The 13,439-nt window shown below is 48.2% G+C and carries 12 protein-coding genes; all 12 read left to right on the top strand.

What is annotated here, in order from left to right:
- The first annotated feature begins 127 nt into the window (after positions 1–127).
- The 12 genes from ACZ439_RS04670 to ACZ439_RS04615 all read left to right on the top strand — a co-directional run bounded on the left by ACZ439_RS04670 (position 128) and on the right by ACZ439_RS04615 (position 13,328).
- The gene (locus tag ACZ439_RS04670) at positions 128–1,375 is read left to right on the top strand and encodes an ABC transporter substrate-binding protein (protein WP_464620690.1); all 1,248 of its coding nucleotides are present in this window, start codon (positions 128–130) and stop codon (positions 1,373–1,375) included.
- Positions 1,376–1,410: 35 nt separating this feature from the next.
- The gene (locus tag ACZ439_RS04665) at positions 1,411–2,775 is read left to right on the top strand and encodes an aromatic ring-hydroxylating oxygenase subunit alpha (protein WP_155615113.1); all 1,365 of its coding nucleotides are present in this window, start codon (positions 1,411–1,413) and stop codon (positions 2,773–2,775) included.
- 21 nt (positions 2,776–2,796) lie between these two features.
- Positions 2,797–3,297 carry a 3-phenylpropionate/cinnamic acid dioxygenase subunit beta gene (locus tag ACZ439_RS04660; RefSeq protein ID WP_054797771.1) on the top strand — a complete coding sequence of 167 codons (501 nt, stop codon included), beginning with the start codon at positions 2,797–2,799 and terminating at the stop codon, positions 3,295–3,297.
- An 86-nt stretch (positions 3,298–3,383) separates the two neighbouring features.
- Entirely contained in the window at positions 3,384–4,253 is an 870-nt protein-coding gene (locus tag ACZ439_RS04655; RefSeq protein ID WP_236595957.1) for a branched-chain amino acid ABC transporter permease, read from the top strand.
- Entirely contained in the window at positions 4,250–5,233 is a 984-nt protein-coding gene (locus tag ACZ439_RS04650; RefSeq protein ID WP_244933053.1) for a branched-chain amino acid ABC transporter permease, read from the top strand. The genes ACZ439_RS04655 and ACZ439_RS04650 overlap by 4 nt, the downstream gene beginning before the upstream one ends.
- Positions 5,193–5,954 carry an ABC transporter ATP-binding protein gene (locus tag ACZ439_RS04645; protein WP_464620689.1) on the top strand — a complete coding sequence of 254 codons (762 nt, stop codon included), beginning with the start codon at positions 5,193–5,195 and terminating at the stop codon, positions 5,952–5,954. The genes ACZ439_RS04650 and ACZ439_RS04645 overlap by 41 nt, the downstream gene beginning before the upstream one ends.
- Positions 5,941–6,645, top strand: a complete 705-nt coding sequence (locus tag ACZ439_RS04640) for an ABC transporter ATP-binding protein (RefSeq protein ID WP_127610770.1) — start codon at positions 5,941–5,943, stop codon at positions 6,643–6,645. Before ACZ439_RS04645 ends, ACZ439_RS04640 begins: the two co-directional genes overlap by 14 nt.
- A 40-nt stretch (positions 6,646–6,685) precedes the next feature.
- Positions 6,686–7,576: a DUF6282 family protein gene (locus ACZ439_RS04635; protein WP_127610583.1), complete on the top strand. Its 891-nt coding sequence runs from the start codon at positions 6,686–6,688 to the stop codon at positions 7,574–7,576.
- Between the two features lie 87 nt (positions 7,577–7,663).
- The gene (locus ACZ439_RS04630) at positions 7,664–9,094 is read left to right on the top strand and encodes an NAD-dependent malic enzyme (protein ID WP_054797774.1); all 1,431 of its coding nucleotides are present in this window, start codon (positions 7,664–7,666) and stop codon (positions 9,092–9,094) included.
- Between the two features lie 330 nt (positions 9,095–9,424).
- Positions 9,425–11,308 carry a XylR N-terminal domain-containing protein gene (locus tag ACZ439_RS04625; RefSeq protein WP_464620688.1) on the top strand — a complete coding sequence of 628 codons (1,884 nt, stop codon included), beginning with the start codon at positions 9,425–9,427 and terminating at the stop codon, positions 11,306–11,308.
- Positions 11,309–11,422: 114 nt separating this feature from the next.
- Positions 11,423–12,754, top strand: coding sequence for an aromatic ring-hydroxylating oxygenase subunit alpha (locus ACZ439_RS04620; protein WP_201318951.1), 1,332 nt, complete (start codon positions 11,423–11,425; stop codon positions 12,752–12,754).
- A gap of 37 nt (positions 12,755–12,791) precedes the next feature.
- Entirely contained in the window at positions 12,792–13,328 is a 537-nt protein-coding gene (locus ACZ439_RS04615) for an aromatic-ring-hydroxylating dioxygenase subunit beta (RefSeq protein ID WP_230876217.1), read from the top strand.
- Positions 13,329–13,439 lie beyond the last annotated feature (111 nt).

The raw sequence follows: 13,439 nt of genomic DNA, 5'->3' as shown, positions 1-13,439 counted from the left end.
TGCAAACCGTTAGTTGAATACGCCCACAAGAACATCATGATCAGTCATTATGTGTCTCCAATTTTTTAATCTGATAAAGACCTGTACATGCAACCGAATTCATGTTGTTTTGGGGGAGGATTTTAAGATGAAAAAGAGACTGACGGCAATGATGACAGTTATGTTGGCTATACTCCTCACAGCCTGCAGCGGCGGTTCCGCTGCGACGACGCAAAATTCAGAAAGCCCCTCTTCACCAGGAGCCTCAACCGCGGCCGCGGGTGAAAGCAAAGACCCTATTATTGTGGGTGCACTCCTCAGTCAATCAGGCCCTCAAGCACAACCCGGAGAAAGTGCCAAAAAAGGAATCGAGCTTTATTTCTCGCAGCATAATTACATGATCGGAGACCGCAAGGTCGAAATCAAGTACGAGGATGATGAAGGGAATCCTCAGACGGGGTTACGGAAGTACCGCCAGCTTATTAACAGCAGCAAGGCGGATGTCGTGCTCGGTCCCCTTCTAAGCAATGTTGTGTATGCGCTTACAGACGAGGTGCAAAAGGTCAAGAAACCCATGATTATCGTCACCGCCGCCGCCAATGATATTTCCTGGTCCAAGAAAAGCGACTATATGATCCGCACCTCCCTCTCTAACTGGCAAAGCGGAACGCCCGGCGGCAAGTACTTTGCCGACAAAGTCGGCAAAACGGCATACATCGTAGCGTCCGACTATCCTGCAGGACACGAAGTGGCTGCCGGGTTTAAAGAGGCGTTTATCCAGGCTGGCGGCAAAGTCATCGAGGAAGCCTACACTCCGCTCGGGGCAAACGATTATGCGACAAATCTGAATCAAATCAAGCAGGCTAAACCGGAATTGGTATTTGCATTCTTGCCTGGGGCAGACGGAATCCGATTCATTAAGCAATATAAAGAGTTTGGCCTGAAGGGGAACATCCCGCTGACTTCTTCCGGCGAATTCGGAGACGTCCTCATCACGGAACCGACCGGTGCCGATTCAGAAGGAATTTATAGCACCTTCCACTATTACCCTGCACTCGAGAATGAGACGAACAAAAAGTTTGTCGAAGAATTTAAAGCGAAGTATGGCAAAATACCGGATTTCTACTCCGTATATGGATATGATGCCGCTCAGGCCTTCGCGGAAGCGGTGAAGAAGACAGGCGGAAGCGTAAAAAGCGACGATCTTTTGAAAGCGCTTAAAGGAATTACGATCAATAGCCCGCGCGGCAGCATTACCATTGATCCCAAAACGAATAATCCGATTCAAACGTTTTATGCCGGCAGAAATGTAATGAAAGACGGCAGCATCGTCTTCGAACCATTGGCGAATCTTGGAGAAATGGTTATGCCGGAAAAGGATCCCGCGGCGAAGTAATTTCTAATTAATTCACATGAGGAGGCAGGAGAATTATGAGTACTGTTTTGGACGAAGACAGATTGCGGAAGATAAAAGAAAAAATCTCGCAGGGGATGATGCCGCAGTGGATTTTGAACGACCCCGCTATATTCGACGAGGAGATCGAGAAAGTATTCGCTCATGCGTGGCAGCTTCTCGGCCATGAGAGCGAGCTGAAGGAACCGGGAAGCTATATCACCAGATGGCTGGTTCATGATCCGATCTTGGTTGTCCGGACGAAAAAAGGAGAAATCAAAGCATTTCTTAATTCTTGTCCGCACAGAGGCATGCAGCTGTGTACAGCCGATTTCGGCAAAAAGAACACGTTTCAATGCCCGTATCACGGCTGGAGCTTTAATAATGATGGCAAGCTGATCGGCGTCGTCGCAGGGGATAAGGTTTACGGCGAAGGCATGGACAAAGAGCAATGGGGTCTTAAGCCGGTGCCGCAGGTCGCCACCTACAACGGTTTGATATTCGGCTGCCTGGATGCAAATACCATGCCGCTGGAAGAGTACCTCGGAGGAATGAAATGGTATTTTGATATTCTTCTGAACCGCAGCGATGGCGGCATGGAGGTCCGAGGCGTTCCGCAGCGCTGGATTCTTAACGCCAACTGGAAGCTGACATCGGAAAACTTCGGAGGGGATCCGTACCATGTGGCGACCGTACACCGCTCGACGGTGGAACTTGGCATCAGCCCGCAGGATCCGCTGTTCTCGGGCTATGGTTATCAAGTGGTGCTCGACCATGGACACAACGTTAACATCAATACCGGCGTTCCGGGTTTAGACATACCGCCGTATCAGGGAATGCCCGAAGAGATGTGGCCGATGTTCCAAAAGAACCTGACGGCCGAGCAGCATGATATTTTATCGAAATGTACCGTTATCGTAGGCAACTGTTTCCCTAACTTGTCCTTCCTGAGTCCGCTTCACGGAAGCGAAGGTCATCTGCACAATTACTTGAACATGCGTGTGTGGCGTCCGATCTCAGCCGACAAAATCGAAGTGTGGTCCTGGTTTATGATCGATAAGGCGGCGCCGGAAGCATACAAGCAAGCCTCGTACAAAGGCTACATCGCATCCTTCGGCCCGTCGGGCACGTTGGAGCAGGACGATGCCGAAATTTGGGCGCGCGTGACGCAGGCGAGCAAAGGCATACTTGCCCGTGACAAGGATTTGAGCTACAACAATGTGCTGAACTATATGATGGGCGAGGGAAAAGTAGAGCCGCTGGACCATTGGGACGGACCGGGCGTAGCTTATCCGACTTGTTACGTCGACTATGCCTCAAGGAACATGCATGAATTCTGGCTGTCTCTGCTCACCGGTGACGTCAATCTGCGGCAGTCCGCGGTGCATTCGGAAATAAAATAATTGAGGAAAGGAGCCATCATTATGAACTATGAACTTCACTATGAGATCACGAATTTCCTTCAGCGCGAAGCGTACATATTGGACAGCTTGCAATTCCAGGAATGGCTGGGCCTGCTGACGGATGACATTATTTACCGCATGCCGCTAAGGGTCACCCGCGAGAAAAAAGACGGCTCCAACATTGTGGATGAGATGACTTACTTTGAAGAAACGAAGAAATCGCTCATCACACGGGTAAGCCGTATGGCAACAACCTCGGCATGGGCCTGGGATCCGGTACCGCGTACGCGGCATTTCATCAACAATATTCTGATTGAGCGGGAAACGCGCAAAGATGAGCTTGAGGTCAGAAGCGCATTTCTGTTTATGCGGAGTAGAGCGAAGGATGAAGTCTCCGACCAGGTTTATGGAGAACGGCTGGACATACTCAGACGAGTGGATGGACAGTGGAAAATAGCTGCGCGAACGATTTACCCGGATCAAACGGTACTGACGTCCATTAATCTTAGCTCATTCTTTTAAGAATAGACCGAAACCTCCGAAACAGAAGTCGGTTTTGTTGCACTTATTAATCACTCCATGTTCACTTTCGGTAGGGAGGAAATGTCTTGAATGCATCCATTCTGTTTTCACATATTTTAACCGGTTTGGCTTACGGGATGCTGCTGTTTATGATTGCGGCGGGGTTATCAATCATTATGGGGTTTATGAATGTCGTTAACCTTGCCCATGGTTCCTTTTTCATGATCGCAGCCTATGTCGCATTTGCGTTAATGAAGCAGGGGATGGGCTTTTGGGTCGCGCTTATGGTGACGATTATCCTCGTCGGTCTATTCGGATGGTTTATGGAAAAGGTTTTCCTGGCCCGCGTGTACGGGAAGGAATTGGACCAGGTACTGCTCACCTTCGGTTTGACATTTATTTTTTCCGATCTGGTGAAGTGGGCATGGGGCACGAGCCCGCAAAGTATCCCGGTTCCCGGGGAACTTAGCCAATCGATCCATTTGGGAGAAACCGTATTTCCCGTCTTTCGTCTGTTTGTAATTATGGTCGGTGTGCTGGTTGCCGTGCTTCTCTGGTACTTCGAAAGCCGCACGCGTGTCGGGTCGGTCATCAGAGCCGGGGTAGACGATCGCCAGATGGTATCGGCGCTCGGAATAAATGTAGGCTTGGCCTTTTCCGGCGTTTTCGCTTTCGGTGCTCTGCTTGCCGGCTTCAGCGGCGTTCTTGGCGGTGCGGTAACGGGAATCTATCTGGGAATGGATGCGGAAGTCCTCATTTCTTCCTTGGTTGTCGTCGTTATCGGCGGACTCGGAACATGGAAAGGCGCCTTTGCAGGAGCGATCCTGGTCGGGATGATCGATACGTTAGGAAAAGTCTGGTTCCCCTCGGTTTCCATGGCCTTGGTGTTTATCTTAATGGTTATCGTGCTGCTGGTTCGTCCGACCGGGTTGTTCGGAAGAGGGGTGCAGCTGTGAGGAAACATGCCTACTTCTTTTTAGCCATGATTATTATGGTTCTCGTGCTGCCGTTGATATTAAGCAGCTTCGGCACGAATCTCGCAACGGAAATTTTCTTTATGGCTGTGTTCGCGCTCAGTCTGGGACTTATTATGGGATATACCGGACTCGTTTCACTAGGTCACGCGGCCTTCTTCGGAACCGGGGCGTATACGGTGGCGCTGCTCGGCGAGCATATCGGCAATACTTATGTGCTGCTGCTCGCTGCGCTTGTCTTCTCCGGATTGTTGGCGCTTATTTCCGGCGCATTGTTCATCCGTACGACGGGCGGCTACTTTCTGATGATTACGCTTGCCTTCGGCCAGATGCTGTTCGCTTTCGCGTTTAAAATGAAATCATGGACCGGCGGTGCAGACGGCATGCAGATAAGCGTGTCTCCCGATTTCGGTTTCGGTCCGATCACGAGCACGCATGGCTTGTATTATTTGGCCGGGGTTGGCTTTTTACTTTGCTATCTTCTTCTGCTGCTCTTTGTGAATTCGCCGATCGGGAAAATCGTCAAAGGCATCATGGAAAACGAAACACGCATGAAAGCTCTCGGCTATCAAACCCGCAATTACAAATTAATCGCTTATTCGCTTTCCGGTACGCTCGCCGGTTTCGGAGGCGCGCTCTACGCCTTTATTAATTCATTCGTCAGCCCTGACCTCATGTTTTGGATTTTTTCCGGGCAGGCGCTCATTATGGTCATCGTCGGCGGAGCGGGAACGCTGCTGGGGCCTGTAGTCGGCGTCGTCTTCTTTATCATTTTGCAAAACTACGTCAGCTCTTACACCGAACGCTGGCAGCTTATAATGGGGATTATTTTTGTGGCATTTGTGCTTTACGGGCGCGGGGGCATCGTGCAGCTTGTTTCTTCTCTCTGGGAGAAAAGGCCGGGAAAGGGGGAAGACGCAAATGTCGCTGTTGAAAACGCAAAAAATAAGCAAATCGTTTAAGGCGCTGCAGGTGCTAAAAGACGTTTCTCTCGAAGTGCAGGAGAATGAACGCCACGTTATTATCGGTCCGAACGGTGCCGGAAAAACGACCCTGTTTAACTGTTTAACCGGATTCCTGCCGATCAGCAGCGGGAAAATATTTCTCCAGAATCAAGATATAAGTACGATGGAAACCCATAAACGGGTCGGTCTCGGGATGTCGAGAACGTTCCAGAAAAACAATCTGTTCTGGAACCTTACGGTAAAAGAAAATGTTTATCTTGCCATTACATCCAACAAGCCTTATAAATACCGTTTTTTTAAACCGCTTGACAGCTATGCGGATATCCGGGCCGAGGCCGACGAACTGATTGAACAATGGAACCTTCTGGAGCGAAAAGACAGAATAGTAAGTGAATTGTCATACGGTGAACAGCGGGTGCTGGAAGTGATGCTGGCCGTTGCGCTGAAACCGAAAGTTTTGCTGCTGGATGAACCGACGTCAGGCATGTCACCTGCGGAAACAGCGCATACGACCAAGTTGATTCAGCAGCTGCCGCGCTCGATGACCATGGTGATTATCGAACATGATATGGACGTCGTCTTTTCCATCGCGGACCGCATTACGGTGCTGCATCACGGGGAGCTGCTATTAAGCGGAAGCCCGGACGAGATTCGCAATAACAGCCTAGTGCAAGATGTGTATTTCGGCGGGGGGGCTTTATCGCATGCTGACGATTGAAGGCGTACATACCTATTACGGCAACAGCCATGTGCTTCAAGGCGTAACATTCAACGTTCCGGCGGGCAAAAGTGTAGCGCTTCTGGGCCGAAACGGAGTGGGAAAGACAACGACCATCCATTCCATTTCGGGACTTACGCCGGCGAAAAGAGGGGAGATCCGGTTTCTTGGCAAGACCATCACGGGCAAAACGCCCCATGAAATCGCACGGACAGGCATCGGATTGGTGCCCCAAGGCAGACGTGTATTTCCTTCCCTGACCATCCGTGAAAACCTGACGATGGCGGCGCGTTCGCAAACGCAGGACGCTCTGCCGGATTGGGATTTGGACAAAGTGTATACGTTATTCCCCGTTCTCAAAGAGCGGGAAAAAAACATGGGCAACCAGCTGTCCGGCGGCCAGCAGCAGATGCTTGCGATCGGCAGGGCGCTAATGACCAATCCTCAGCTTATTTTGATGGATGAGCCTTCGGAGGGACTGGCTCCATCCGTGGTTTCACAGGTAGGCGATATCATTCACGGTTTAAAAAAGTCCGGGCTTTCCATTCTTCTTGTCGAGCAAAATTTCCATTTGGCCTGCGGGGTTGCCGACGAGGTGCTGATTATGAGCAAGGGGCAAATTGTTTGGTCGGGCTCGCCAAAAGAGCTTCTCGATAACAATGAAATCCAGCATCAATATCTTGGCATATAGAAAAGATAGTCACAATAACATAAAAAGGGAGAGAAATACCATGGATGCAGAGCAATTGTTAGCAGGAGCTTATGACCTCCACATTCACACAGGACCTGATGTAATCGGCAGGAAGCTGGATGATTTTGAAATGGCGGAGCGTATGCAAAAGGCCGGCATGAAGGGATTCGGCATTAAGTCGCACTATTTCTGCACGGCGGAAAGAGCCGCTTTGACCAAGAAACTGTACCCCGATGTCAATGTCGTCGGCGCCATTTGTCTGAACAATACGGTCGGGGGCCTGAACCCGATGGCCGTAGAAATCGCCGCACGGGATGGCGCGAAAATCGTCTGGATGCCGACATTTGACTCCTTGAATGAGCAGGAGCATTTCAAAACCGCGAAGCACGACAAGCTTCCGTTTTGGGCGAAGATGAAGATGGAACTTGAAGAACAAGGGAAAACGATGCCGAATATCTCGCTGTTGGATGAGTCCGGTACGCTTAAGCGTCAGGTGCTGGACATTATGGACATTGCGGCTCATCACAGCCTTGTGCTTGCTACAGGCCATATCAGCGTTAAAGAAATCTATGCCTTAGTTGAAGAATCGGCCAAACGGAAAATGAAAAAAACGGTTATCACCCATCCGAATTTTCCTTCATCCGATCTTTCCAAGGAGCAGATCAAAGAACTGGCGGATAAAGGGGCGATTATGGAGTTTTGCTTTACGACTCCATACACCGATAAAGTGACTTGGGAATCGGTATATGAACAAATTCGCTACGTAGGCCCGGAAAATTGCATTCTGTCCACCGATTTGGGCCAACCGCAATATGTTTATCCGGACGAAGGGATGAAGATGTTTATTTCGAATCTTCTGCAGAACGGTTTCAGCGCGGAAGAAGTCAGGATCATGACGAACGAGAATCCCACTTTCCTTGCGGAAATTTAAACCGATAGATCAACTAAGGTCATTTCGGTAATGAAGATGGTCCGCAATGTGTTTATGAAGGGATTTCCCCGGGAAGGGGACCAGAATATGAGTACAGGCAGCAATCAGGAATTAGGAGGAAAAAGTATTATCATTCGTCTTGATATCGACACGGAGAAGATGAACTTCGGTATGGTGACCAACGCTATATCGCTTACGGGCGGAGATATTATCGCCATCGATACCATTCATATCGGGCCTAACTCGACCACCCGTGACATTACAATCAACGTGAAGGACGCGGAGGATAACCGTAAAATTACCGAAGCCATCGAAAGATTGCAAGGGGTAAGATTGGTGCATGTTTCGGATCGCACCTTTCTGATGCACCTGGGCGGAAAAATCGGCATCCATCCGAAGGTAAAGATTCAGAACCGCGACGATCTTTCCCGCGTCTATACGCCGGATGTTGCGCGAGTATGCATGGCCATTCATGAAGACGAACAAAAAGCGTTCTCGCTGACAATCAGAAGAAATACGGTAGCCGTTGTATCGGATGGAACCGCCGTTTTGGGGCTGGGGGACATCGGACCGAAAGCGGCAATGCCGGTGATGGAAGGCAAAGCGATGCTGTTTAAGCAGTTTGCGGATGTTGACGCATACCCAATCTGTCTGGATACGAAGGATACGGAGGACATCATCAAAATCATTAAAGCGATCTCGCCATCTTTCGGGGGAATTAATCTGGAGGATATTTCTTCGCCACGCTGCTTTGAAATAGAAGAACGCCTTCGCCGGGAACTCGATATTCCCGTCTTCCATGATGATCAGCATGGAACGGCAGTCGTCATGTATGCAGGACTGATTAACGCGCTGAAAATTGCCGGCAAGTCCATCCGTGACATTAAAGTGGTTGTCTGCGGCGTCGGGGCGGCCGGAATCGCCTGCACGAAAATTTTGCTGGCTGCTGGAGTGAAAGATATCATCGGTTTGGACAGAAACGGAATTCTGGTGAAAGGAAACGAATATTCCAATCCGATGAAACGGTGGTTTGCCGAGAATACCAATACGGCTGGTGTTTCGGGCACGCTTCAGGATGCCATGCGGGGAGCCGATGTGTTCATCGGACTTTCTTCAAGCGGTTTGTTGGAACGGGAGGATGTGCTTACTATGGCCTCCAAACCGATCGTGTTTGCGATGGCTAATCCGACACCCGAAATCCTTCCGGAAGAAGTCGATGATATTGTCGCCGTTATGGCGACCGGGAGGTCTGACTACCCGAATCAAATTAACAATGTACTCTGTTTTCCCGGGATTTTCCGTGGGGCGCTGGACTGCAGGGCGACTGAAATCAATGAAGAAATGAAACTTGCTGCTGCTGAGGCTATTGCTTCCGTCATAACAGAGGATAAATTGGATAGGTTGTATATTATTCCAAGTGTTTTCGATCACAAAGTGGTAGATTTGATACGACAACGAGTGATAGAGGCTGCGATTCGAACGAAGGTGGCCCGCCGCATTCCGAAAGAGTATCGATAAAATTGAATATTTGTTGGTTACACTCCCCCAAGTTCGATAGTGCTTTAGAGCGCTGTCAACTATGAATGGGGGATTTTTTTGGTTTGCGGGTTTAATAAAACCGGCCGTAATTAAACTTGACTTACCATGAAAAGACGATTTTAATGCAAATAACCGTTATACAGAACAGGCATGGTAAAAATGGACGGAATTATCTGAAAAGTATATCTTTTTTTGCTATTGCGGCAAGAAATATCGGAGCGTACACTTAAATCAAGGTTACGAATCAGTCGCACAAATGTAATGAACTCCCGTATTTTCTTATGGCTTTCGAAAGGGGATAAGGACCTCATGCAGAGCAAGAGTTATTTGATGTCGCATGGTCGAGGAGTAAAGGCGAGCCGATTGTTATTTGAAAATATTATTGACATTGATCGTAGAACCGGAATCTTGACTTTGGATTCGAAACGAATGCTGTTAATCTCAGCGGAAGCCATGGGAATATTGCGCCGCGACTTAGTCAGTACGTTGGGGATGGAGCGTGCAAAAGGCTTCTTAATGCGCTATGGATGGGCGTATGGCTACAACGATGGCGATGCAGTCGGTAAAATGTTTCGGTGGGATTCTTTAAAAGAATATATTCTTTCAGGGCCGGTGCTTGCTACCATGGAAGGCATTGTGACGGTGGAGATTGAAGCCTTGGATATTATTGAAGGAGAGTTCTATTCACACGGGTATTGGAAGCATTCATACGAAGCGGAAGAGCATATTCGTCATTTCGGCCGGAGCGATGAAGCGGTATGCTACTCGATTGTCGGATATGCCAGCGGTTTTCTGACTAAGGTTTTGGGTAAAAGTGTTTTGGTAAAGGAAAGCCGCTGTAAGGCTAAAGGGGACGATTGCTGCTATTTTATTGCCAAAACGGTTGACGAAAACGATCCCGACTACCAGGAAGATCTCCGTTATTATCAGGCGGAATCCCTTGCTTCCGAGCTGGACGCCTACAATAAAGAGATACAGGAGCTAAACCGTATCATGGTTCACTCCGAGGAAATCAGCAATAAACTGACGGATTTCATGCTGGAAGGGAAGAATTTGTACCATCTTATCGATTTCTTATCGAAAGCCATAAACCGGAGTATTGTTATCGAAAAAGTAAAGAGAAACGGAATAAACGAAGCTGTCTGGAAAGCGGAAACTGATCTTCAGTTATATGAAAGGTGGAAGGAAGCAGGTTCCAGCACAGGCCAATTTACAGAATCGTTTACATGCGATTCATTCGATCTTCAGGCGAATCATAGTTTGCTTGGAACCATGGTTGTCGTGGGAGCGAATGAATTAACCAAGCAGGAAAGAATGATTATACGCAGGGTTGTAAGCGTTATCACCACGCACTTATACCATCAGCGATCAATTAACAAGTGGAATTGGAAAATGAAAGCCGATTTATTTGAAGAGATGTTACGGGGAAATTATGATGAGCAGGAGTTGAGAAGGAGGATTTCGGATTCAGGCATAGATTTCAGCTCGGCCGTAAAAGTTGTTTGCATAAAGCTGAAGTCCGCGGATGAGCTGGAACATGTCATGAGCTATATCAATTTGAAATTTCCCCTTCTGGAGGCTTTCATAAGTAAAGACAGGATCGTGCTCATCGTATCCAGGGAATGGGAAAATTCCGTTCGGCGCAGCGAAAATCCGGAGATGGAAGAGCATAATTTTGAGACGCGTTTAAAAAATATGCTGCAGAGAAAATTTTCACAAACCAACATTTACGTAGGTTCCGGTCGGGTCGCTAATTCCATCGTAAGTCTCGGAAAAAGTTATCAGGACGCCTATTTAATTACCGACTTTGTGCAGGTATCGTTTCTTCAAGAAAATGCCGTGGCCAGTTTTGAGCAGTTAGAACATATCATGCTGTTTATTAAAAGTTTAGATCACGATGAATTTATCAGCTTCTGCCATAATGTGTTAGGCAAATTAATAGACAATGATCTCGTTTACCAAAGCGACTTGCTTTTATCTTTAAAGGCGTATCTGGATAACAGCGGCAATTTGGCTAATACCGCACGTGAGCTCCATTTATCCATCACCGGGCTGCGTTATCGGATTCGCCGAATTGAAGAGCTTTGCGGAATCAATTTGAACGACGGAATGAGCCGTCTCAAGTACCACTTGGCCGTGCAAATTTACTTTACGCTGCGATTAATCAATAAAAATCCTTTCACTAAAAGTTAAAGATAGGTTCGGCATTAAAGGGGGTGATTGCCAAACTTTATTGAAGGCGCTTAAAGTCTCTTGGTTCATGTTTTTGGACATGTTTCTCATTAAATCAATGAGGAGGCAGACAAGGTGAAGAACAGCACAGTTGAAAATAAAACGCTGAATTTAATTCAAGAAAAGCTATCCGCCGGCCGATTACCCCAATGGGTTAAGTATGATCCGGAAATTTTTGAGTTGGAGATTGAAAAGATATTTTCGAAGACATGGTGTTTTCTGGCTCATGAATCGGAATTAAAAGAGCACGGAAGTTACGTGACAAGGTATATCGGCAATGATCCGATCTTGGTTACCCGAACCAGGACAGGGGAAATCAAGGCCTTTCTCAACTCCTGCACCCATCGCGGCGCTAAGCTTTGTACGGCTGATTACGGGAACAGCAAAAACCTGACCTGTCCCTACCATGGGTGGACATTTAATCCGGATGGAGAACTGATCGGCGTTACGGCCGGCAACAGAATTTACGGGGAGGAGATGGTGAAGGATGAGTGGGCGCTTCGGCCGGTTCCGAAGCTTGATAGGTATGCGGGACTCATCTTCGGCAACCTCGATTCCAATGCCTCTTCTCTGGATGAATATCTGGGCGAATTAAAATGGTATCTGGACATTTTGGTCAGCCGTACCGATGGAGGCATGGAGGTGTTAGGCGCACCCCAGAGATGGGTGGTGAATACGAACTGGAAAGTCACGGCGGAGAATTTCTGTGCTGATTCCTATCATGCGCTTACTTCCCATCGCTCGACGGTAGAAATGGGGATTAGTCCGGATTTTGTGTCGCAAGCCGGATTTGGCTATCAGCTTTCATTAAACAACGGACACGGGCTCAATTTGGTTCTTACGCCGCCAGGGGTAGAGGGACCTAAATATCAAGGGCTTCCGGAAGAGCTATGGCCGATGTTTGAACGTAATTTGAATCCGGATCAGCTGCAGTTCCTGGAAAACCTGCAAGTGCACGTCGGGAATTGCTTCCCGAATCTATCCTGGGTCAGCATCCCGCAAAGTACCGGCGGCGATTCGATCACCACCTTTTTAAATATGAGGGTGTGGCGGCCTATCGGTCCCGACAGCATCGAAATTTGCTCTTGGGTGATGATTGATAAAGAAGCAAATGAGGAATACAAAAAAGAGGCGAGCAGAGCTTATATCATCTCTTTTGGCCCCGGAGGTACGCTGGAGGAAGATGACACCGAGATATGGACCCGGATTACGGAAAGCAGCAAAGCGGTGATGGCACGTAATAAGGATTTAAGTTACGATAATGTGCTCAATTATTTGATGGGGATTGATCGCGTCATGCCGATTGAAAACTTCCCGGGTCCGGGAAAAGCTTATCCGACGTGGCTTCTGGATACAGCGATCCGGAATTTTTGGGAGCAGTGGCTGAAGATGCTGCAAGAAAATTGAGCGAGCATGTATTCATTTATAGAGGGAGGTACCGACGATGAATGCCCAGATTCCAAGTGAGACTGCCGGGTTATTCTTGAGCAGCGATACGCAAAATGAAATCACCCGTTTCCTGTATCATGAAGCATTTTTGCTGGATCGCAGACTATATAAGGAATGGTTGGCTCTACTCACGGATGATATCGTGTACCGTATGCCGCAGCGTTCTACGCGGGAACGAAAAGACGGCTCCAATATGACCGACGATACGGCTTTTTATGAAGAGGATATGAAATCGTTAAGGCTTCGTATCGAAAGGCTCGGGACCAAATCGGCTTGGGTAGAGGATCCTCCTACGCGTAACCGGCATTTTATTTCGAATATATTCATACAAGCCGGTTCCGAAGACACAGAGGTCCATGTGCGCAGTAATTTTCTGTTACTGCGAAGCAGAAGCGACAGCACGGTGAACTATGAGATGTTTGGCGAAAGATTTGACACGCTGCGCAAAGTCAATCAAGAATGGAAAGTTTGTGCGCGCACGATTTATCCGGATCAGGCGGTTCTGGGCGTCTTGAATTTAACTTTTGTGTAATACCGGTATGCCACGTGAAGAGAACTACTTTTTATGCGGATACCCAAGCGGGTTGAGACGATTCGAAACGAATGAATATGAAAACGTTTTCATATTCACAGTGAAGGAAGC

The organism is Paenibacillus sp. JCM 9796 (assembly GCF_055379675.1).
This window is presented reverse-complemented; position numbering and strand designations above follow the sequence as displayed.